Source organism: Chryseobacterium sp. CH21 (genome assembly GCF_004119445.1).
GTDB lineage: Bacteria > Bacteroidota > Bacteroidia > Flavobacteriales > Weeksellaceae > Chryseobacterium.
In genome coordinates, this window is the sequence record NZ_QICI01000047.1 from 14,096 (window position 1) to 34,776 (window position 20,681).

General features: G+C 33.8%; 15 protein-coding genes and 1 pseudogene. 9 read left to right on the forward strand and 7 right to left on the reverse strand.

What is annotated here, in order from left to right:
- Window positions 1-149: 149 nt before the first annotated feature.
- Window positions 150-857 carry a LytR/AlgR family response regulator transcription factor gene (locus BOQ62_RS09140; RefSeq protein ID WP_228413870.1) on the forward strand — a complete coding sequence of 236 codons (708 nt, stop codon included), beginning with the start codon at window positions 150-152 and terminating at the stop codon, window positions 855-857.
- Between the two features lie 622 nt (window positions 858-1,479).
- On the opposite strand, the gene BOQ62_RS09145 is transcribed toward BOQ62_RS09140, so the two are convergent.
- Entirely contained in the window at window positions 1,480-1,812 is a 333-nt protein-coding gene (locus BOQ62_RS09145) for an META domain-containing protein (protein WP_129038880.1), read from the reverse strand.
- 188 nt (window positions 1,813-2,000) lie between these two features.
- Here BOQ62_RS09145 and BOQ62_RS09150 point away from each other — a divergent pair, with 188 nt between their 5' ends.
- Both BOQ62_RS09150 and BOQ62_RS09155 read left to right on the forward strand, forming a co-directional pair.
- Window positions 2,001-4,208 (forward strand): S46 family peptidase, encoded by a 2,208-nt coding sequence (locus tag BOQ62_RS09150; RefSeq protein ID WP_129038853.1) that lies wholly within the window; start codon window positions 2,001-2,003, stop codon window positions 4,206-4,208.
- Window positions 4,209-4,284: 76 nt separating this feature from the next.
- Window positions 4,285-4,761 carry a YdeI/OmpD-associated family protein gene (locus BOQ62_RS09155; RefSeq protein WP_129038855.1) on the forward strand — a complete coding sequence of 159 codons (477 nt, stop codon included), beginning with the start codon at window positions 4,285-4,287 and terminating at the stop codon, window positions 4,759-4,761.
- 53 nt (window positions 4,762-4,814) lie between these two features.
- Here BOQ62_RS09155 and BOQ62_RS09160 read toward each other — a convergent pair whose 3' ends face one another.
- Entirely contained in the window at window positions 4,815-6,836 is a 2,022-nt protein-coding gene (locus tag BOQ62_RS09160; protein WP_129038856.1) for a hypothetical protein, read from the reverse strand.
- Between the two features lie 213 nt (window positions 6,837-7,049).
- Between BOQ62_RS09160 and BOQ62_RS09165 the strand changes: the two genes are divergently transcribed.
- Window positions 7,050-8,276: a spondin domain-containing protein gene (locus tag BOQ62_RS09165; protein WP_129038858.1), complete on the forward strand. Its 1,227-nt coding sequence runs from the start codon at window positions 7,050-7,052 to the stop codon at window positions 8,274-8,276.
- A gap of 85 nt (window positions 8,277-8,361) precedes the next feature.
- Here BOQ62_RS09165 and BOQ62_RS09170 read toward each other — a convergent pair whose 3' ends face one another.
- The 3 genes and pseudogenes from BOQ62_RS09170 to BOQ62_RS09180 all read right to left on the reverse strand — a co-directional run.
- Window positions 8,362-8,652 carry a hypothetical protein gene (locus BOQ62_RS09170; protein ID WP_129038860.1) on the reverse strand — a complete coding sequence of 97 codons (291 nt, stop codon included), beginning with the start codon at window positions 8,650-8,652 and terminating at the stop codon, window positions 8,362-8,364.
- A 156-nt stretch (window positions 8,653-8,808) separates the two neighbouring features.
- On the reverse strand, window positions 8,809-11,922 hold the full coding sequence (locus BOQ62_RS09175) for a non-ribosomal peptide synthetase (protein WP_129038862.1): 3,114 nt from the start codon (window positions 11,920-11,922) through the stop codon (window positions 8,809-8,811).
- Between the two features lie 440 nt (window positions 11,923-12,362).
- Window positions 12,363-13,046, reverse strand: a pseudogene (locus tag BOQ62_RS09180) (YifB family Mg chelatase-like AAA ATPase); the annotation flags it as partial.
- Window positions 13,047-13,233: 187 nt separating this feature from the next.
- Here BOQ62_RS09180 and BOQ62_RS09185 point away from each other — a divergent pair.
- The 5 genes from BOQ62_RS09185 (at window position 13,234) to BOQ62_RS09205 (ending at window position 18,376) form a co-directional block, all read left to right on the forward strand.
- On the forward strand, window positions 13,234-13,659 hold the full coding sequence (locus tag BOQ62_RS09185; RefSeq protein ID WP_164976711.1) for a TnsA endonuclease N-terminal domain-containing protein: 426 nt from the start codon (window positions 13,234-13,236) through the stop codon (window positions 13,657-13,659).
- 212 nt (window positions 13,660-13,871) lie between these two features.
- The gene (locus tag BOQ62_RS09190) at window positions 13,872-15,131 is read left to right on the forward strand and encodes a helix-turn-helix domain-containing protein (RefSeq protein ID WP_129038868.1); all 1,260 of its coding nucleotides are present in this window, start codon (window positions 13,872-13,874) and stop codon (window positions 15,129-15,131) included.
- A gap of 83 nt (window positions 15,132-15,214) precedes the next feature.
- Window positions 15,215-15,778, forward strand: coding sequence for a Mu transposase C-terminal domain-containing protein (locus tag BOQ62_RS09195; protein WP_129038870.1), 564 nt, complete (start codon window positions 15,215-15,217; stop codon window positions 15,776-15,778).
- Window positions 15,756-16,646 (forward strand): TniB family NTP-binding protein, encoded by an 891-nt coding sequence (locus BOQ62_RS09200; protein WP_129038871.1) that lies wholly within the window; start codon window positions 15,756-15,758, stop codon window positions 16,644-16,646. Before BOQ62_RS09195 ends, BOQ62_RS09200 begins: the two co-directional genes overlap by 23 nt.
- Before the next feature lie 722 nt (window positions 16,647-17,368).
- Window positions 17,369-18,376 carry a TniQ family protein gene (locus BOQ62_RS09205; RefSeq protein WP_129038873.1) on the forward strand — a complete coding sequence of 336 codons (1,008 nt, stop codon included), beginning with the start codon at window positions 17,369-17,371 and terminating at the stop codon, window positions 18,374-18,376.
- A 111-nt stretch (window positions 18,377-18,487) separates the two neighbouring features.
- On the opposite strand, the gene BOQ62_RS09210 is transcribed toward BOQ62_RS09205, so the two are convergent.
- Together BOQ62_RS09210 and BOQ62_RS09215 are read right to left on the reverse strand one after the other, a co-directional pair.
- Entirely contained in the window at window positions 18,488-20,251 is a 1,764-nt protein-coding gene (locus BOQ62_RS09210; protein ID WP_129038875.1) for a hypothetical protein, read from the reverse strand.
- Window positions 20,252-20,387: 136 nt separating this feature from the next.
- Complete coding sequence (locus BOQ62_RS09215; RefSeq protein WP_129038876.1) at window positions 20,388-20,579, reverse strand: hypothetical protein; 192 nt, start codon at window positions 20,577-20,579, stop codon at window positions 20,388-20,390.
- Between the last annotated feature and the right edge of the window lie 102 nt (window positions 20,580-20,681).

Genomic DNA, 20,681 nt, shown 5'->3' on the forward strand with positions numbered 1-20,681 from the left:
AAAAAAACAAAATCAATTTTTATTTAATAACATATTTTAATATAAATTTAAGTTTGAAAACAAAAAGTCTGAAAAAAAACGCCTAAATTTATATAATAAATTTCTGATTTTTAATTATTTAACCCAAAAATATCAATCTCCGAAATATCATGGTTAAACATATCAGGTGCATGATTATTGATGAGGATGAACTGGACAGGCTGGTTCTTCAGCATTATATCAAACAATATCAGAATATTGAGATTGCTGCTTGTTTCGACTCTGCAGAAAAGGCAATCTCTTATCTTGATCTTCCTGTGGATCTTCTGATTACCGAAACCAATTTGAAAGGGATGAGCGGTCTTGAATTTCGGAAATTTGCTCATAAAATACCTGCATGTATTTTTGTAAGTTCACATCCTGAGCTGGCTGCCGGAGCGTTTGAAATCAATACTTTAGACTTCATCACAAAACCGCTTACTGCTGAACGTTTTCATCATTCTATGGAAAGACTTTTCGATTTTTTTGAAGTAAAAGAAAAATGTGAATGTTATGATGCCTTGATAGGAGAAAACTGTATCAAAATAAAAGAAGGCGGAAATGTTTTCCAAGTCAAAATGAAAGATATCCTGTATCTGGAAGCTCTGAAAGATTACACAAGAATTATCACCTTTGAAAAGAAATACTGTATTTTAAATTCTCTGGGAAATATTCTGCAAAAAAGCTGTTTTGATTCCTTCGTTAGAATACACAGAAGCTATGCTGTGCCACGTCACCTGATCCGCGGAAAAAACTGTCATGAAGTAGAACTTGCACATCACATCAAGCTTCCTATCGGTCGAACTTATAAGGATAATCTTTCTTTTTTCAATCCTTAAAAAATAGTAAACCCTCCATAATAATTCACAAAATGCTATTGGTCGATTATTTCTGTTGTTTGTCTATTTTCCTGCCATTTGATTGAGATAGATGGTAATTTAGTTCTCCCAAATCACCCGTGTTATAAAAAAGAATACAAATACTCTAAAAGTGATTATCTATGAAAAAAAACTTTATCTATTCCTTAATTTTTCCCGATTTCCCATGTTGATTCTTAAGTTTTGGCAAGATATCTCATCTTCATAAATGAAAGAATGGAAATACAATCTTCACGCAGTACTTTGATTTCTGATCAGAAATTTGATGTAAAAGCCAATATTAAAGACCAAAATTTTATTTAAAATTTGGAAACAACTTATGCTAATATCCCGAGCTTTGGTTATTTCGAATGCCCCCATACAATACAGGCAAATAATAGTAATTCTAGGAACACAAATACGAAATTTATTAAACAGTCCAATATTGGTCCATCTCTAAAAAAATATAATTACAACTCATACTTTTTTAAAAACTAATAATCTTCCAAACTAGTAACCTAAAAAAGCTGATAACCAAACTAGATTTTTCAAACAAAAGAAAGTCCGCTTTCGGCGGACTTTTTTATATGGTAATCAGGAACAATTAATCCCAATCGGCCGCTACAAATTTCATTGAACTACCATTATCATCGGTTAAAGTAAGAAAATGTCCTTCTACTGAATATTTTGTCATGGTTTCAATTTTCTTCTGAAAAGAGGTTTCAAGTTCCATATTCTGGCAAGCTTTCATCGTGCTTATTCCTTTTGAAATTTTCACTTTCCCTCCTTTTTTAAACTCAGTTATAAAAGACATCCGGTTGCATCCCATATAGGCACTTCCCTGAATTTTCCCATCAATCATCTTAGCTGTCAGGTTCATTTCAGCCTTATTTGCAATCAGTTGGTCTTTTGAAAAGCCATCCAATGAGATCATCATCCATTGTCTTTGGAGAGAGGGAATTTTATCTGGTAGTGACGAACAATTCAAAACTATTCCTAAAAGTAAAACTGCAAAAAGTGATAATAGTATCTTTTTCATGCGGATTATCATCCCATTTTCATACCAATCCGGGACAGAATCTCGTAAAAATTAGTAAATTAGCGACACAAAAATTATTTTATAAAATGAAAAGACTATTTCTACTATTCACTTTCTTATTGGGCTTTGCTCAAATGAGGGCGGATGAGGGGATGTGGCTGCTAATGCTCATCAAAAGACTTAACGGTGTTGATATGCAAAAAGAGGGCTTACATCTTACGCCTGAGGAAATTTATTCTGTGAACAATTCAAGCTTAAAGGATGCTATCGTAAGTTTCGGTGGTTTCTGTACAGGTGAGATTGTTTCTGATAAAGGACTTATATTTACTAACCACCACTGTGGATATGGTGCTGTAGCTGCTGCTTCTACACCAGAAAAAGATTATTTGAAGAACGGTTTCTGGGCAATGAAACAGAAAGACGAATTCAATGCAAAGGATCTTTATGTAAGATTTTTAGTGAGAATGGATGATGCTACACAAAGAATCACTTCGAAACTAAACAACAATATGACCGGAGCAGAGAGAAAAGCTGTTATTGATGCTGAAACTAAAGCAATCCAGACAGAAAACTCTGAAAACGGAAAATATACTGTAGTAGTAAGAGATTTCTTTAACGGAAACGAATTCTACTATTTCGTATATCAGGATTATAAAGATATCAGATTAGTTGGAGCTCCACCTTCATCGTTAGGAAAATTCGGAGGAGATACAGACAACTGGGAATGGCCAAGACACACAGCAGACTTCACTGTTTTCAGAGTATATGCTGATGCTGCAGGAAATCCTGCTGAGTATTCTCCAAGCAACACTCCTTTGAAGCCTAAACACTTCCTTCCGGTTTCTCTTAAAGGAATTAAACCTGGTGATTTCTCAATGATCCTGGGTTATCCTGGAAGAACAAACCGTTACCTGACTTCTTACGGAATTCAGCAAATGGTAACTAAAGATTATCCGGCATGGGTTGAAGCTTCTAAATTGGCTATGGATGTAATGAAAAAGTACATGGACAAGGATAAAGCTACTCAGCTTAACTATGCTTCTCAATATGCTTCAGTAGCTAACTACTGGAAAAACAGACAGGGAACTATTGATGCGGTAGAGAAAAACGGAACTATTTCTGACAAACAAAAAATTGAAGAAACTTACAATAAGTGGGCTGCAATGCCTGGAAACGATCAATATAATGGCGTTTTAGAAGATATTGGCATATACTATAAGCAAGTTTCTGATAGAAATGTTGAAAGAAACTATGCTTCACAATTCTCAAGAAATGCAAAATATATTACCCTTGCGCTACAGGTAGGTTCTGCACTTAAAACGTATGCTGCACAAGATATGCAAGGTAGATTAGCAATGAAAGCTAAAACTGAAGCGGGTATCAAAGCAGCTTATGAAAACTTCAACCCATCTTTGGAAGGAGAAATGCTTGCAGCTATGACAAGTCTTTACCAAGCCAGAGTTAAAAACCCGGAAGTTGCTTCTGCTACCATTTTAGGTTTAGATGCTAAAACAGTTTCAAATGTGGCATATTCTTCCATCTTCGCTAATAAAACTTCTGCAACGAACTTCTTATTGAATCCGGATGCATTGAAACTGGATGCTGATCCACTTTGGAAAGCTGCTAACGGAATCATGGCAGACCAAAAGATAAGCATGGAAAGATTTGTTAAAATAGACGACAATTTTGCAAAAAATAACCGTTTGTTCTTAGCGGGTCTAATGAAAGCTATGCCTGAAAAGAAATTCTACCCGGATGCTAACTCTACCATGAGATTAACTTACGGTACTGTAGATAAATTACCTATCAGAAATGACAGAAACTACTTCGGGATTACTGATAACTATTATACTGATATGACCGGTCTTGTTGGAAAATACAAGAAAGGTGATGAAGAATTCGATCTTCCTCAAAGAGTGATTGATCTTTATAACCTTAAAGATTTCGGACAGTATGCTGATGCTGCAGGATATATGCCTGTAAACTTCCTTTCTAACAATGATATTACAGGGGGTAACTCTGGTTCTCCGGTAATTGATGGAGACGGAAACCTTATCGGTATTGCTTTCGATGGTAACAGCGAAGCATTAAGCGGTGATATTGTATTCGAACAGGAATGGCAGAAAACAATCAACGTAGACGTTCGTTTTGTTCTTTGGACAATCGATAAGTATGCGGGTGCAAGAAGATTAGTTGATGAATTGAAGCTTGTAAGAGGTGAAAATACTCCTGCTGATACAAAAACTAAGAACTCAGGTACTACAACAATGCCTAAGAAAATCAAGAAAAAATAATCTTATCTGATATATTTTTGAAAACCGTGAATTTACTTTCACGGTTTTTTTATTTTTGATCATTATTTTTTTTATTATGAAACCTCAATCTATTGAATTCAATGCCATTATTCAGCAAAACGGAGAAATGAACGCTGCGTTTGTAGAATTTCCTTTTTCTACAGATGAACTATTTAACAAGAAAGGGCAGGTAAAAATAAAAGCTCTATTTGATGATAAAGTGGAATATCGTGGAAGTCTGGCTAAAATGAAATCTGATTGTCACATTTTAGGACTAACTCAGGAAATCAGAAAACAGCTTGGTAAAACCTTTGGCGATGAGGTCTCTGTTTCGCTTATTGAAGACAAAGAAGAAAGAGTGGTCGAAATTGCAGATGATATAGAATTCATCTTTAATGAAAATCCAGCAGCAAAAGGTCTATTTGACAAAATGAGTTACACTCACAGAAAAGAATACATCCGCTGGATTGAGGAAGCCAAGAAACCGGAAACAAGAGAAAACAGAAAGATAAAAATGATCCTGATGATTCTGGATGGAAAAAAGGGGATATAAAAAGAGCTCAGGAAATCCTGAGCCCTTATATTTTATATTACTCAATTTATTATTTAATAAATATCATAAGTACAGATTGGAAAAATAATATCCGCACCATTCACAGTAATAGGAGATGGAATATTAGCTGTAATTACATTCCCTGCTTTTGCTGCAATTTTAAAACGCACTGTTCCGCCAGTAGTATTAATGTAGAACATTGTTCCAAGAGATAGTTTATTCATATCTCCTGTATTTATTGTAAACATTCTTGATCCTGCAACGGCATCCACCGTATATCCTGAGAATGCACTTCCTATTCCTGATTCTTTAATTACCGAAGTTTTCTGGGTATTAAAATTGTAAAATTTTTCACCCGTATTGAAATTGAATCCAACCATATTGGAATCCGAAGGATCATTCACCGTTGAATACGTTTCTTCAGGAATTTCTAGGAATTTCACCTTTTCAATTTTTCCTCTGTCTGCTCTGTTAATCATCACCTTTAATCTGCTATTTTCATAAGGTCTCTGAATAATTCCAACATACTTTGCTTCCGGAATGAATGACATATTATTCACATAATCGCCATCATCTTCAGCCCCAATCTTAATAATTTTCACATCTGAAGTGATTCCTGGGGCAATCCAATAGTCTTGTGGTCTGAAATCAAGTAAATCTATCTGAGACTGCAACAAAGTGCTGTCTGTTATAATATTTCTATTTTCATCAAAAAGAACAAATTGCGGATAGCGATGCCATTGTACCCATAAATTGGTATTATGATCAATGATTTTAAAGACCTGACAGAATTGGTTATCATAATCAGCATTTGGGAATAAGCCTGAAAGCTCATTAAATGGTTCCAGATTCTTTACATAAAAATGACTGTCGGAGCCATTGGTTTTTAAGTCTTCACTTAAGTCTTCATCCAATAGAACAATGGGTTTTTCACCGATATATTTAATCCCATTCTGATCTGTAAAATAAGTAAGATAATGGATTTGATTGGAGTTAAAATTAAACTCGGATCCTCTGTGGAAAATTCCAATTCTTTCTCCTTTTTTAATTTCAATTCTTGGTTCCGAAATAGAAATCCCAAAACATGGAGCTGCTGAAAAGTCAAAACAAAGTGTTTCCCAAGGTTCTATATCAAGCCCCCATTCGAATGACTGATTCAGGAAAAGCCATGAATTACAACCATCGGAAATACTGTCTTTCTCAAATTTCACAAATGTTCTTCTGCGGGTAACAGTATTTGCATCGAGCAATCCGGTAAAAGAACCAAATTCACCACCGATAACACGATTGGCATTTGCCCATCCCTTATTTGTATTTCTTATTACAAATGCATCAAGATTAGACTGCATTGACTTTAACTGAATTTCATTCCATGCAAAACCGGAGAATAGCCCCGGTGAATCATTGGCATCACAAACAATTCCTTTTGTAAAGAAAGAAGCTCCCAAATACATTTTACAGTGCTGCGAGCCCTGAAGTAAAATTCCTATATAATTATCTGAAGAGACATTGGTTCCCGGCGTTCCTGAAATATTGGTGGTAATTGTATTTTTAAAACTATTCTGAAAGATTAATGCCGTTTTATTACTTGTTCCTCTATAGAATATTTTATCTACAATAAAGTTGACCGGCTTTTTAAATAAAACCGTATCTGTAATTTTATATCCAATTGGACTGTTTCCAACCAAAGTAACAGATTGCAGCTCAAGAGAATATTGTTCTCTTGGGTCATTAGGATCAACAGATACAAAGTCATAAAGTCTGTTGACAAAATCCGCCGCTTTTAAGAATGCCTGTGTATCGTCTGTGGTAGAATCTCCTTTTGCTCCAAAAAGCTCAATGTTAAGAGGTTTTCCTGCCAGAAAGCTTGTTAATGCATAATATTCTCCTTTTCTTTTTCGATAAATAATACCATCACATAAAGCATCTGTCATTGCTACAGGATTAGCTTCATGATACCAGTTTGTCACTTTCTGATAGTTTACATTTTCTAAAGAATAGCTGTCTACCAATTGTACTAAATCATCTGCAGGATCTGTGGAAGTAGGTGAAAAAAAATCGTTTGTAAATTTCATGTTGTTAATATTTATTGATTGTTGGTTAGCTTTAGACAACAATTGATATGGCCATATTTCCTTTTTGTCTTGATACAAATATCGTCCTGCACAACGACAAAACTTGACGTATCATTTATGAAAAAAAATATTTTAAATTATTTTTGTCAGGATCTCAAAAAGTAGCCGACTATAGTTACAGATATCATTTATAACTATAAAAAATTTACTTTTATGAACAAGTTTATTTTCAGAACATCAGTTTTAGCGGCGGCTACTCTAGCTGCATTTACTCTTTCTTCATGCAGCGATTCTAATGACGACATGATGATGGATATGGGCTTCCAAAGAAGCATCACATTTGAAAATGTGGTGACTCCAAAAGATTTTGTAGAAAGCGGGAGTTTTCAGGGAACAGGAACTCCTCCTATTATTTTGCCCGGACAATCTGTTTCTATTACATTCAGTGCTGGGAAAACACAAGCCTTAATGTTTGCCACTATGTATGGAGCTTCGAAAGATTGGTTTTTTGCTTCTCAGCAACCCGGTATCAAATTGTTCGATGCCAATGGTAATGCCATTACCGGAGATGTTTCTTCAAGTGTAAGATTATGGGACAACGGAACTAAAGATGATACTTCCGGACAGGTTGAAAGCAAGCCGATCATGCAGGTTCCCAATGTAAATGCTTCACAGCTTATGAAGCTCAATCTTGCTTACAATGATGTAAGTTCTGAATTCACCCTTACCATTACCAATACATCCGGCGGAACAGCCAACGAAACTCCTTTTTCTCCTGGAGTATGGGCGGTTTCCAATTATAATGGTTCTCAGCTGCTGAACAGTGCTCCGTTTTTTACCCCTAACGCTTTATCAAATCCAGAAATAACGGATATTGCTCAGATGGGAAATATCAGTAAAATGATGACTAAACTGAATGCCAATACCGGAATTATGACCGGACTTTCTCCTGCATTGGTTGTGGTTTACCGTGGCGATAAAAATCCAATTTATGAATTGGGTAAAACAGATACGGGAATGGGATTGAAAGATATTGCACAGTTTGGAAATGTAACCAAGCTTCAAAACAGCCTTAAATCTCTATCAGGCGTAAAAAGCGTGTATGTGGCAGGAAACGCACCAGTAGCGCCAGGCAGCAAAGTAACAACGAATTTTAACGCTGAACCAGGAGATAAAATTGCTTATGTAACGATGTTTGGATTCTCTAACGACTGGTTCTTTGCCAATGAACAAAGTATTGATGCTAACACCAAAGGAGATATCAGTTCAAAAACCTCGTTATTTGATTCAGGTACGGGTATTGACCAATATCCGGGTGCCGGAAATCATCAGGCATTGTTTGGCGGAACTCCACAAAGCGAAAACAAGGTTATTTCCAAAGTAGGAAGTTTTTATCCTGTTCCTGCTGTTCAGAATATCATTAAAGTAACAGTCAATTAATCTTCAGATAAAGAAAAGGGTCTGGCCATACGGCCAGACCTTTTTCTTTCTAATATCCCGAAAAATAAAAGTATATCCACTTTTATTATAGTTTCAGCTTGCCTTCTAAATATTGTTCTCCTCCACCATTGGTAACCGTTATAAAACCTTCATAATGGTTCACTTTTATTCCCAGATCATTATTGATTTCCTTAAAATATCCACTTTTATCTTGGTGATAGATGACATCTCCCTGCCAAAGAAATTTTGCAGACTGACCTGTTTTATTCTGAAAGGAAAGAGCTCTCAATGGATTTACCAATCCACAGGATCTCAGATCTACCACAGCACTTTCATGAGGAGCAAAATCTTTAGATAATACAATTGTGTTATTCATTTATTTTTCTTTGCCTTTAGGTGAATTAAAAACTGAGCAATACTTTCTCATTACCCTGGTACAAATGTCATTCTCCACTACGACAAAACTTGACGTATTTATTCAATAAAAAAAAATAAAAGCCCAAGCAGATCCTGTTTGGGCTTTTTGCAATTATCAAATACTATTCAACCGGAATTCCAGGTATTTTAAATAGGAATCCAATATTTTTTTATCAAGTACAGGCTCCTTAATGCCAGAACCTTCCAGATACTGAATCACATTGGAACAATCCCATATGTAAGTATTTTGGTAAAGTTCTACAGTGGATAAGCCTTCATGCATATTATCCCTGAAGAGACTTGTCAATGGATACAAACGGTTTTTACTGTCATCTTCCCATTGTTTTCTCCATTCTTTATAAGGAAGATCTTTGAGGGTAAAAGGATAATATTTTTTCATGAGTCCAAAGAAATCTTCTAAAGTAAGATTGGTTTCCGGACGGGCAATCAGATTGAATTTTTTACCTATTGCCTCTTTATTTTTTGTGATATGAGCCATAGCTTTGGTCATATAATCTACCGTGATAAGACCTTCTCTAAGCTCAGTAAGTGCAGGATATGATTTGAATTCTATACAATTTTTCACCAATCCGGACCACCATTGGTAAGAAGCACTTGCTCCTGTTTCGCTATGGCACATGGCATATCCAAGACGGTAAGTAATCAACGGTAATCCTTCTTTTGCTGCTAAATCAGCAACGGCTTCCATGACCCATTTGCTTCTTACATAGCCAATGTCTTTGCTTACAGACATCAGATTCTGTTCTATATCATCAGATTCAAGCATCACTGTCTTTCCTGTAAACAAATGTCCCCAGCTGTATACGGAAATGGTTGATAGTAAAGCAAGACATTTGGTTTTTTCAGCTCCTGCCAGTTTTATGATTTCCCTTAATCCTTCTACATTCGGGGCTTTCATATAGGAATAGGGTTCAATGAAGTTAACTGAGCTTCCTGAATGGTAAATCAGGTCGGTTTGTTTTGCCAGTTGCATGAATTTTTCTTCTGATAATCCTAAAGACGGCAAAGCAAGATCTCCGATTACAGGAATAATTCTTGACTTCTGTTGTATGTTTTGAGGGATGTGATATTGTTTAAAGCATCGGTCTATTTTTTCCATTGCGTAAAACTCGTCCTCCGCTCTTACCAGGCAGTAAATATCCGCATTTGTCGTGTCCAGAAGCTCCTTCAGCAAATGAATTCCTACAAATCCTGTAACACCTGTTAAAAATATAGTGGCTGGATTTTCCACTTGTTTAGGATCAAATCCTCCCGCAAAAACAGTTCCGGGAGCAAGATAAACATCTTTCTGCAGCTCAACATAAGGTTCTACATCTTCCGCAGGAATTGCTTCTCTGGTCTCTCTGGATCTGGCAATAAGAACTTCCGATAACTGCTGTAGTACAGGATACTGATAAATATCCCGCAAATATACTTTTACATCTAACTTTCTTTGCAAAGCCACCGCTACTGTTGCAACCAACAGAGAATTTCCTCCGATATCAAAAAAATTATCTGTGATATTAATGACAGGTCTTTCCAATACTGAGGACCAGATATCTACGGTAATTCGTTCTGTCTCATTAGTGGGAGGCTCCAGTGAAATCAATTCTTTAGCCTCTTTATCAGCGAGGTCTTTTAAAGCCTGAGTATCCGTTTTACCATTTGCTGTTAAAGGAATTTTATCTATAAAAATAATTTGTGCAGGAATCATGTAACCCGGAAGTTCATCTTTCAATGAATTTCTGACTGACGAAATATCCATTGTTACTCCAGGTTCTAATACAATAAAAGCAATCAGATACCGGGTGCTTCCTTCTGTTTCTTTTCCAATAACAAGAGCTTCTTTGATATTCTTCTGCTGAATCAATGTGCGCTCAATTTCACCCAATTCAACACGGAATCCACGAATTTTTATCTGATTATCTATTCTTCCCAAAAATTCAATATCACCATCCGGCTTCCATTTGGCAAGATCTCCGGTCCGGTAGAGCTTTTCTGTTTCATTGAATGGATTGGTAATGAATTTAGCATCAGTAAGATCTTTATTATTAAGGTATCCTTCTGCTAGTATATTCCCTCCAATGCATAACTCTCCTACTGCTCCCACCGGCAATAGCTCCATATTTTCTCCTAAAATGTAAGCTTTCGCATTGGCAATAGGCTTCCCTATCGAGGAAATATATGCCCCGCCGGTATCTTTCACTTTTTTAAAAGTAGCATATACTGTACATTCTGTGGGGCCATAATAATCTACCAGTTCATAGTTTAATTCGGAAGTAAGCACTGGCTTTAATTTTTCTCCTCCTGTAAAAAGATATTTCAGTTTCAGATCCTGATAATTACGGGAATCATTAACGACAGACGGAGCCAGAACAGTGGGTACGAAACCATGGGTAATCTGATTTCTTCTATAAAAATTAACCAAAGCAATTGCATCCGTTCTGTCTTCATTATTGGCCATAAAAATAGTCGCTCCGGAAGTGAGAGCCGACCAGGTTTCCCATACGGAGATATCAAATGCTAATCCTGCGACAAGAGTCAGTTTTGAACTATGATCCACATGAAAATGATGATTGTGCCAGGTTACCAGATGCTGTATTGCCTGATGGCTTACCATGACTCCTTTTGGCTTTCCTGTTGAGCCTGACGTATAAATGGTATACGCTAAACTTTTCTGATGAACAGTAATTCCCGGATATTCTGAAGATAAATGATTAAGATTTTCCATAGTACTCAGATCAAATACTTTACTCTTTTCGGTTTCTGATAAAAAGTCTTTAAGAATTTGATTGGTAATGATAACATCAGCAGAAGTATCTGAAAGGATATATTCTACTCTTTTGGCTGGGTAGGCAGGATCTATAGGAACATAGGCCGCTCCTGTTTTGACAACACCGAGAACTGCCACAATCCATTCTAAAGATCGGTCCAGCCAAATAGGAACATATTTACCTTCTTTAATACCGCGGCTCATTAATAGATTAGCGACCTGATTACTTTTCTGATCTAAATCCCTGTAGGTAATTTCCTGATCCTGATAAACTGCAGCAGTCTTATCAGGATTAAGAATTGCCTGTTTTCGGAAAAGAGATTCCAATGTTTCTTCATGATGGTAGTCCCAACCGGTTTTATTAAATCCGTTTAAAATTTTTTCTCTGTCTTCTGGTGACAGCAATACAGCTGATCCTATTGATAAGGTTTCTAATGAGGGAATTTCGTTTGACATAATAATAATTTGATTTGGTTTAAAAATCTAATATTCAATGGCTTTGATCCTTTATAAAGCAGGAAACACCTGAGCACAAGGGATAACCACAGCTTACTTACAAAATATGTGTATTCATAATAGTCTTATAAACTGAACAATACAGAGTCTTATGAGATCCGCTCACAGAGCAGAACGGTAAACAACATTCAAGCGCTGTTTATTTCAGGCGAAAAGGAGAAAGAAAATACTGATATTCTTAAGAAAACAAGGGTAAATCTTTATTCTTTATTTATAATTTTATTTCCATAATGTATTATGTTTAATAATCCAACAATCAAACTTAACATAATATTTTAAAATATATGTTACATAATTACTATGTTATTCTCTTGAAAGAGAATTAAACTTATGAAAAAAAACTGAGTATTTAGTTTTAAATCAAGCAAATAGAACAAAAATTAAGCGTTCCAGAATTCACGATCCAGACTTCTGTATTGTATAGCTTCGGAAATATGGTGGGACAAAATATTTTCTGATTCTTCAAGGTCGGCAATTGTTCTGGCTACTTTCAATATTCTGTCATAAGCTCTTGCCGAAAGATTAAGTTTTTCCATGGCCAGTTTTATAAGTCCGAAAGAGGTTTCGTCTAATTCACAAAAGGCTTCAATTTCTTTGGGCCCTATCTGTGCATTGCTGCTGATATTCAGATTTTGATATCTTTTATTCTGAATGTCTCGGGCTATGAGCACCCGATTTCTGATGTCTTTGCTTTTTTCACCTTTTCTTTTTTCAGAGAGTTGTTCGAATTCTACCTTCTGAACTTCGATATGAATGTCAATTCTATCCAAAAGCGGTCCTGACAGTTTATTCATATACCGCTGCATTTCATAAACGGACGAAGTATTATTGGGATCATCAGGAAAGAACCCGCTTGGACTTGGGTTCATGGAAGCAACCAACATAAAGCTTGCAGGATAATTTACGGTAAACCGGGCTCTTGAAATGGTAACCTCCCTGTCTTCCAAAGGCTGCCTCATTACTTCCAGTACCGTTCTTTTAAATTCGGGCATTTCATCAAGAAACAAAACTCCATTGTGGGCAAGTGAAATTTCTCCCGGCTGGGGGTAGCTTCCCCCTCCCACTGTAAATTAGCAAAGTAAACAAGAATATTTATTGAGTTTTCAATAGCATTCTTGTTTACTTTGCAATGTTTTTTTGCATAGTTAGTAGGAATAGTTTAACTTTTAACTGTAGTAAATGCGAATAGTTCAGAATAAGGTGAGAAAAATTGGCCTCAAATACCGATCATTATCGGGACGCTTTTATAGTGTGAAAAATAACTCAGAAGTAATATTTGAATCTTCATTAGAAAGAGATATGATAATGATGATGGAAATGGATAAGTTTTGCCATAGCTATCATGAACAACCTGTGAAGATATCATTCACAGATAAAACAGGAAAAAAAAGAAACTACGTGCCTGATTTTTTAATGTTTTTTCATCAAGGATTGAAATCAGAAGGTATGAAACCCTTATTAATAGAGGTAAAATACAGAGAAGATTTACGAAAAAATTTTGGTGAGTATAAAGAGAAGTTTAGAGCCGCAATTGACTTTTGCAAGATCAATAATTATGAGTTTAGAATCATCACCGAGTATGAAATTCGGACTCAATTCTTGGAAAATGCATACTTTTTATATCGCTATAAAAAAATAATGATTTGGAGTTGGGAAATCCTGATGTTGAGCTTTTAATAAAGATTATGTGTAATTTAAAGCTGACAACTCCAAAAAATCTTATAAATTTATCTGCACAAGATAAACAAAAGCAGGAGGAGTTAATCTATATTTTATGGTATCTTGTATCTAGAAATATAATTTGCTGTGATTTAGATTCTCCTATAAATATGAATAGTGAAATATGGATTGACGATTTGTTTGCTAATAGATATGATCAAGAATAACAAATGGAAAATATATTAAATGTACAAGAAGGTGTGAAAGTAATTTATAAAGGTATGGATTGTCATATTTTTCGAGTTATTGATACCAAAAAAGTTAGCGTACAAGAAGACAATACGGATATAATCCATACTGTAGGGTTAGAAGAAATTTCTCTTCCAGATGTTATAAAAGTTCAAAAAAGAGATTTTGTCGATCTAACCAAAGAAGAGTGGGAAACAGTAAAGTTTCGCCATGAAATCATTGAACCTGTTCTTAAAAATAAGGGTGATATAAATATTGTATTAAAACAAGCAAAAGAGGCTGGTGTCCATCGGTCTACCATCTATAGATGGATAAACTGGTACGAAACTACTGGCCAAAAATTTTCTTTATTAGGAGAAAGAAAAAATGGAGGCAGAGGAAAATCTCGATTGACAAAAGAGCAAGAAGAAGTAATTAATAAATCAATAGAAGACGTTTATCTAAATCCGCTACGAAAGTCTATCTACGCCGTAATCATTGATATTCAAAGAAAAAGTCGGGAACAGGGCATCGAGTCCCCCCACGAGTCAACTATTAGGCGAAGAATAAAAACAATATCTAAGAAAGATACTATCAAAGCGAGATATGGAGCTAAAATGGCAAAAGATAAATTCGCTCCAATACGAGGTGAATTTCCTCATGCAAACACAGCATTGTCTGTAGTACAGATAGATCATACACCTGTTGATATTATTTTAGTCGACGAAGTCTTTCGCAATCCTTTTAATCGTCCATATCTGACTTTGGCCATAGATGTTTTTAGTCGAATGGTTGTTGGTATTCATCTCTCATTTGATCCTCCCGGAGCCTCCGGCACAGGAATATGCATATCAAATGCAATTTTGCCAAAAGAAATTTATTTGGACAAGTTAGGAATTAAAGGAGAATGGGGATGCTGGGGAGTTATGGAAACTATTCATGTAGACAATGCTAAAGAGTTTAGAGGAAATATGTTAAGAAGGGCCTGCGAAAACTACAATATAAATTTAGAATTCAGACCACCCGCAACACCGGAGTATGGCGGTCATATTGAAAGACTTTTAGGTACATTATCCAAAAAGATACATGATCTTCCTGGAACAACTTTTTCAAACTCTCACGAAAAAAGCACCTATAAATCTGAAAAACATGCGTCCCTTACACTTGAAGAATTTGAGAAATGGATAGTCACCTACATTGTTAATGTTTACCATAAACAAATCCATTCAGGTATTGGAATGTCTCCAGAAAAAAATATCTAGCGGGAATTTATGGAGATGAAAACAATCCAGGTATTGGACTTCCTCCCCGACTCCTGAATGAAAGAAAAATCAGATTGGATTTTATGCCATATTTTGAAAGAAGTATTCAAAAATATGGTATTATTATAGATCATATTTATTATTATTCAGATGTTTTAAAAAATTATATTAATGTAAGAAACAAGTCCAGTATTTCTAAAAAATATCTATTTAGAAGAAATCCTAAAGATATCAGTGTAGTTTATTTTTATGATCCTGAGACATCCGAATATTATGAAATCCCCTATAGAAACTCAATTTATCCATCTATATCAATTTGGGAATACAGAGCTGCGGTAGACAGTTTGAAAAAGCAAAACATAAATAGCATTGATGAGCAAAGTATATTTGATGCTTACCAAAATTTGGAAGATATTGAAATTAATGCAGTTCGCTCCACTAAGAAAATGAGTAAAAACTCCAGACGAATTTTAAGCAAAAAGTTTAATACTACCAACGATTTTTTGGATGAAATAAATAAAGGTATAAGAATTCCAAACTTGAATAATACGGATGATAAACAAGAAAAAGAAACTTCTCATCCAAAAAATGATTATAGCCACTTAAAACCTTATGCAAATTTAGATGATGAAGCATTTAACTCCTAAAACTAAAGAAGCTGCACTATTAAACAATGAAGAACGTATTCGTTATTTACTTACACCGAAGTGGATACAATATCCACGTGCTGAGAAAATCATAAAGAAAATGGAGGATCTTATGAGCTATCCAACCATTGACAGAATGCCCAATTTATTAATAGTCGGTTCAACAAATAATGGTAAGACAGCACTTATAAGACATTTTGAAAAAAACAATTCAGCTTATATCAGAAAAGATGATGACAAACTAGTTGTACCGGTTCTTTTAATTCAAGCACCTCCGGAACCGGATGAAAGAAGCTTTTATAACAAAATTTTGGAGAAGTTAAATGTTCCAATAATAAGTAGTGAAAAGCCTGACAGTAAGCAAAGAAGAATTATTTTTTTCTTCAAGGAGATGAATATCAAGCTCTTAATTATTGATGAAATTCATCATGTTTTATCTGGTAGTGGGCACAAACAAAGACTGTTCTTAAATGTTCTCAAATATTTAAGTAATGAATTAAAAGTGTCAATTGTTTGTGCCGGGATTCATGATGCATTTAATGTTATACAATCCGATGCACAACTTGCTAATCGCTTTGATAATAAAATTCTGGATACATGGGTTGATAATGAAGACTTCTATCAGCTTCTAATAAATTTTGAAGCATTTTTACCTTTAAAAGAGCCTTCAATGCTGATTGAGAATTCACTCGCAACAAAAATTTTATATCGATCAGAAGGATTGATTGGAGAAATTACAACAATATTAACACTATCTACAAAATTAGCCATAGAAAAAGGCAAAGAAAAAATAACACATCAAATTTTAGATAGCATAGATTATAAATCACCACAAGATCGTAAAAAATCTTTCAGAAGATTTTCATAATACATTTACAGACATATAATTTCTCTTTATATTTGCTAAAATATAAAGTAAACGTAAAGCGTAAGCTATCGTATTGGACAAGGAAAACCGCTAATTTTCAAAAGTATCCAAATTCGATAGACTTACGCCCATGTCATATATTGGCGTGGGCTGAGTCTTTCTGGATATTGGGTTCTTAGCGGTACCTCCTTGTCGGATTGGCTTCAGTTCCACGCTTTTTGTTATCCTTTGAAAAAATGATTACAAAATTCAATATTATGAAACATCTTTTTTTACAGCTTATTTAAGCTTCATTCTACTAATTTTAGGTTGCAATAAAGCTAAAAAGGAAAGTCCCCTTACACCTTCTCCATCAATTCAAAAATCAACTAATCCGGCTGAAGATCTTTTAGGAAAATATTCGACTCAAAAGAGTAAATCAAATGAGGTCAATTTTAAAATTGTAAAAGAAAATGGAAAGTATATTTTATATGAGTATAGCAAAAAACATAAAACATGGAACTTCTTTTCTGATTTAAAGATTATCTCTGGGGAAGATACAAAGGCTTTTGTTGGTTATTCAATTTTTACAAATCTAATGTCTGACACAGGCTTTTATACTAATAAAAGCGGAGGAATTGGCTTTTTCAAAATAAAACAAGGATCTGAAATACGTACAACTTGGTCATCTGGTAAGTCAGCTTCTAACTTTTTGATATTATATTCAAATGGTACAGTAAAAAATGGTTTCAAAGTATCCGAGTAATATTGTCAAAATGGTTTTCGTCCCAGAATTAAATAAGAATATTTGGGGAGGCTACATTCCCCCAAAAAAAGATGAAATTTTTTCCAGTTGGTTTTTAAGATTGGCTCAGGCTCATTTATTGAAGAGTCATAGTTTTAGTAAATTAACGCTTGAAGGATATTCACTTTGGAATAGAGATAATGATATATATCCCAATGATTTTCTCATTAAAGTAATAGAAATAAATACACCTCTAAGTCCTGTTCAAATTAATAATCTTTTTTTAATTAACTATGAGGGATTTCTTTTCGAAAGGATTAACAAGCAAGGTTTTACCATAGGTTTAATCCCATTAAAAATGTATCATCGGAAAAGGACTGGAAAAGGAATAATGTATTGTCCATGCTGCTTAAAAAACAATCACTACTATAAAAAACAATGGAGAGTATTCTATTCCATTGCATGCTTAGAATGTGGTGTTTTATTAAGAGATGATTGCACCGAATGTGAAAATCCAATTACCTACCATCGTCTTGAACAAGGAAATAAAAATGAGATTTTAAACTTTCCGCTCAATTACTGTGCATATTGTCATTCTGATCTTTGTAAAAATCCTATCAGGGCATCAAAGACAATCTTACAATTTCAAAAAAAAATAAACACTTATTTACAAAATGGCTTTACTGAAAACTTAGTTTATTCTCATCAGTTTTTCGAAATGTTGTATAAAGTTTCTGCATTAATTAGTCGCGAACACGATACCTGGGGAAGACTAAGGAAAGCCTGCTGTATAGAATTTGGAAATATACCTACCATAATAGATAAACCTTTTTATCTTTCAACTTTGAAAGAGCGGATCGACATTTTGCTTTTGTCCTTTAAATTACTTGAAAATTTAACGCTTTTTGAAAATATCGTAAGAAAACATAATATTCGTTTATCTGAACTAACGAAAGATAAAACGATTCCTTTTTATTATCTTAACAGATTTAAACTTGCAAAATAATTTTGATTAGAAGAGAAAATTTTTGATGAAAATTATCTGTAAAGTAAATATGAAAGAATTGTGTCCTAACAAAGTTAGTAACTCTAGTCTAGTATTGACTAATTCAGATTATTATTTTCCTCCTAAAATTGATTTAATTCTTTTTAAGAACTTTTTTGCTTCATTTTTATAGAACTCATCGTCGACATAATTGTCAACTCCTCTATTTATTGATACATCAAATTCCATCCCTTCAAAAACATAATTACTATTTCTCCACGGTTGCCAACTATTAAAATGATTTAATGATATTGACTCCATAACATCTTGAAATATCTTTTTTGAATACTGTTGTAAATTAACTGAATATACTACTTGAATTCTTTGCTCAAATGCATCAATGAAATACATATATTTATCCGTTTCCTTTGGATTTATTTCTACTAAATCAGCTTTAATATTATTAGCTTCAATTTGGAATAATAAAACATTAAAATCATTAATATATTCTGCAATAAAAAACTTTATTACTTCACTCAAATATGTTCTTGTTTTTTCTTCATCCCGAGGTTCCTTATTTGGATCTATTTTTGTTTTTATACCTCGCTTTTTTCCATCCTTATCGTCTCCTGCAGGATATAAGGTATCTCCATCAGAAGTTTCATCATCAAATATAAATTTCTCTTTTAGTACTCTTGTTGTTTTTTTCTCATCAATAGATTTTTCAATCGGAATGATCCCACCAAATCTCATTTTTGAACTTAGAGTTATATTTCTAGGCTTAAATTTAGAATTTGCAGGGGAAGATCCAGAAATTTCGCTTGAATCTTTCCCTTTAGGTCTCCGTGTTCCTGGTTTATCACTTTCTCCATCTTCCGGCCTTCTTTCTCCATTTGAATAGAATATCGTATCTGGCTGATATTCAATTTTATCCACAGTAAATAGTTTTTCTGCATGATGATCTTTTATTTCGTAATTTAAAATATCCCTAACAACGAAAACATTACCTTCATCACTTAAAAAATAATTTCCCATAACTTTAATCTTTAGTCTAGATAATAAGGGGATTGCATAGTGGAATGGGATATTATCAGTTCTATCTCTCAAACTTTTAAGATTCTCGTAAAAAGCTTTATGTAAAGCAATTAATAATTGATCTTGTTTAGAAAACAAAAAATTTGACATAGCGGCTATAGTATCATAACTTTTACAATACTCCCATTTATAAAAAAATCGACCAATTTTTTCAAAACCTTCTAAAACAATATTATCTTTATTATACTGGCTTAAAATATGTTTTAATTCCATACTATATAATAGCTTATTGAAATCTGTCTCTAAAAAATAAAAAAATTGTCCAATAACACTAGTGGGCAAAATCATTCTAATTTTTTTATTGCCATTACTAACACTAACATCCCCATCTTTAATAAAATCATATAAATCATAATAAAGCATACCGTTTGATAAATGATCAAATGGAAATCTACCTTCTATGTTATTAAATTCATCATGATTATATTCCTTAACTAATAACTTTTCTGGCTCAGTGTGAATATCCCACTCTTTATAACCAAAAGTAAAATTATCCTTTCTTATTTTCCTTCCTTCAATATCAAATTCATCTCCTAAACTCATATACATAATATAATGAAGAGGGAATGACAATAACTTTTTATCGAGATAATTATACTTCTTCTTTTCTCCTTCTTTGATAAGATCAGCATGAGCAAAATCCATATTTATCCAAATATTTCCATCTGAATGTTTAAAAAGATTTAAAAAGTTCATTAATACCCAAAATCCACTCTGTTTTTCAGGTAAATTAATTTTAATATTCATGCTTTCTTTTAAATAGTAAATTATTGGATTAAATTTTCTTGCAAAACACGCCATTTTTCCGTTAATGCTCCCTCATATGCAATGCTTCTTTATAGATTTTTAATTGTTCTAATGAATTTTCTAATTGCTCTTCAGCTTTATCTAAACCACTAATAATTCTTCAATTTTTGAAATAATTCTTTCTTGTTCATTAAAATTCAAATTGTATTGGATTTTTTAGCTGGTCGATATTAATGATTCCTGAAAGTGAAGAACTTTTTGCACTAATTTCACTAACTCGCTTAACAAAATTCACATTCTCTTTTGTTATATTTTGACTTGAATTTATGGTGTTTTGAGATTGTTTCTCAGATTGTTTTGTAGTTTCTTCCTGTAATTTCATAATATTAATACCCGTGGTGCATTTAAGCAATTCGAGTTTTTAAGTTGTTAATATTTCTATTGTTTAGTTTATTAATCCATTGTATAACAGTTAGAGCCATTA

What these genes read in the sequence shown, in the direction of transcription:
- BOQ62_RS09140 (WP_228413870.1), top strand. Translation starts at nt 150, where the DNA reads ATGGTTAAACATATCAGGTGCATGATTATTGATGAGGATGAACTGGAC.
- BOQ62_RS09145 (WP_129038880.1), bottom strand. Translation starts at nt 1,812, where the DNA reads ATGATGATCTCATTGGATGGCTTTTCAAAAGACCAACTGATTGCAAAT.
- BOQ62_RS09150 (WP_129038853.1), top strand. Translation starts at nt 2,001, where the DNA reads ATGAAAAGACTATTTCTACTATTCACTTTCTTATTGGGCTTTGCTCAA.
- BOQ62_RS09155 (WP_129038855.1), top strand. Translation starts at nt 4,285, where the DNA reads ATGAAACCTCAATCTATTGAATTCAATGCCATTATTCAGCAAAACGGA.
- BOQ62_RS09160 (WP_129038856.1), bottom strand. Translation starts at nt 6,836, where the DNA reads ATGAAATTTACAAACGATTTTTTTTCACCTACTTCCACAGATCCTGCA.
- BOQ62_RS09165 (WP_129038858.1), top strand. Translation starts at nt 7,050, where the DNA reads ATGAACAAGTTTATTTTCAGAACATCAGTTTTAGCGGCGGCTACTCTA.
- BOQ62_RS09170 (WP_129038860.1), bottom strand. Translation starts at nt 8,652, where the DNA reads ATGAATAACACAATTGTATTATCTAAAGATTTTGCTCCTCATGAAAGT.
- BOQ62_RS09175 (WP_129038862.1), bottom strand. Translation starts at nt 11,922, where the DNA reads ATGTCAAACGAAATTCCCTCATTAGAAACCTTATCAATAGGATCAGCT.
- BOQ62_RS09190 (WP_129038868.1), top strand. Translation starts at nt 13,872, where the DNA reads ATGGAAAATATATTAAATGTACAAGAAGGTGTGAAAGTAATTTATAAA.
- BOQ62_RS09195 (WP_129038870.1), top strand. Translation starts at nt 15,215, where the DNA reads ATGCCATATTTTGAAAGAAGTATTCAAAAATATGGTATTATTATAGAT.
- BOQ62_RS09200 (WP_129038871.1), top strand. Translation starts at nt 15,756, where the DNA reads ATGATGAAGCATTTAACTCCTAAAACTAAAGAAGCTGCACTATTAAAC.
- BOQ62_RS09205 (WP_129038873.1), top strand. Translation starts at nt 17,369, where the DNA reads ATGGTTTCAAAGTATCCGAGTAATATTGTCAAAATGGTTTTCGTCCCA.
- BOQ62_RS09210 (WP_129038875.1), bottom strand. Translation starts at nt 20,251, where the DNA reads ATGGCGTGTTTTGCAAGAAAATTTAATCCAATAATTTACTATTTAAAA.
- BOQ62_RS09215 (WP_129038876.1), bottom strand. Translation starts at nt 20,579, where the DNA reads ATGAAATTACAGGAAGAAACTACAAAACAATCTGAGAAACAATCTCAA.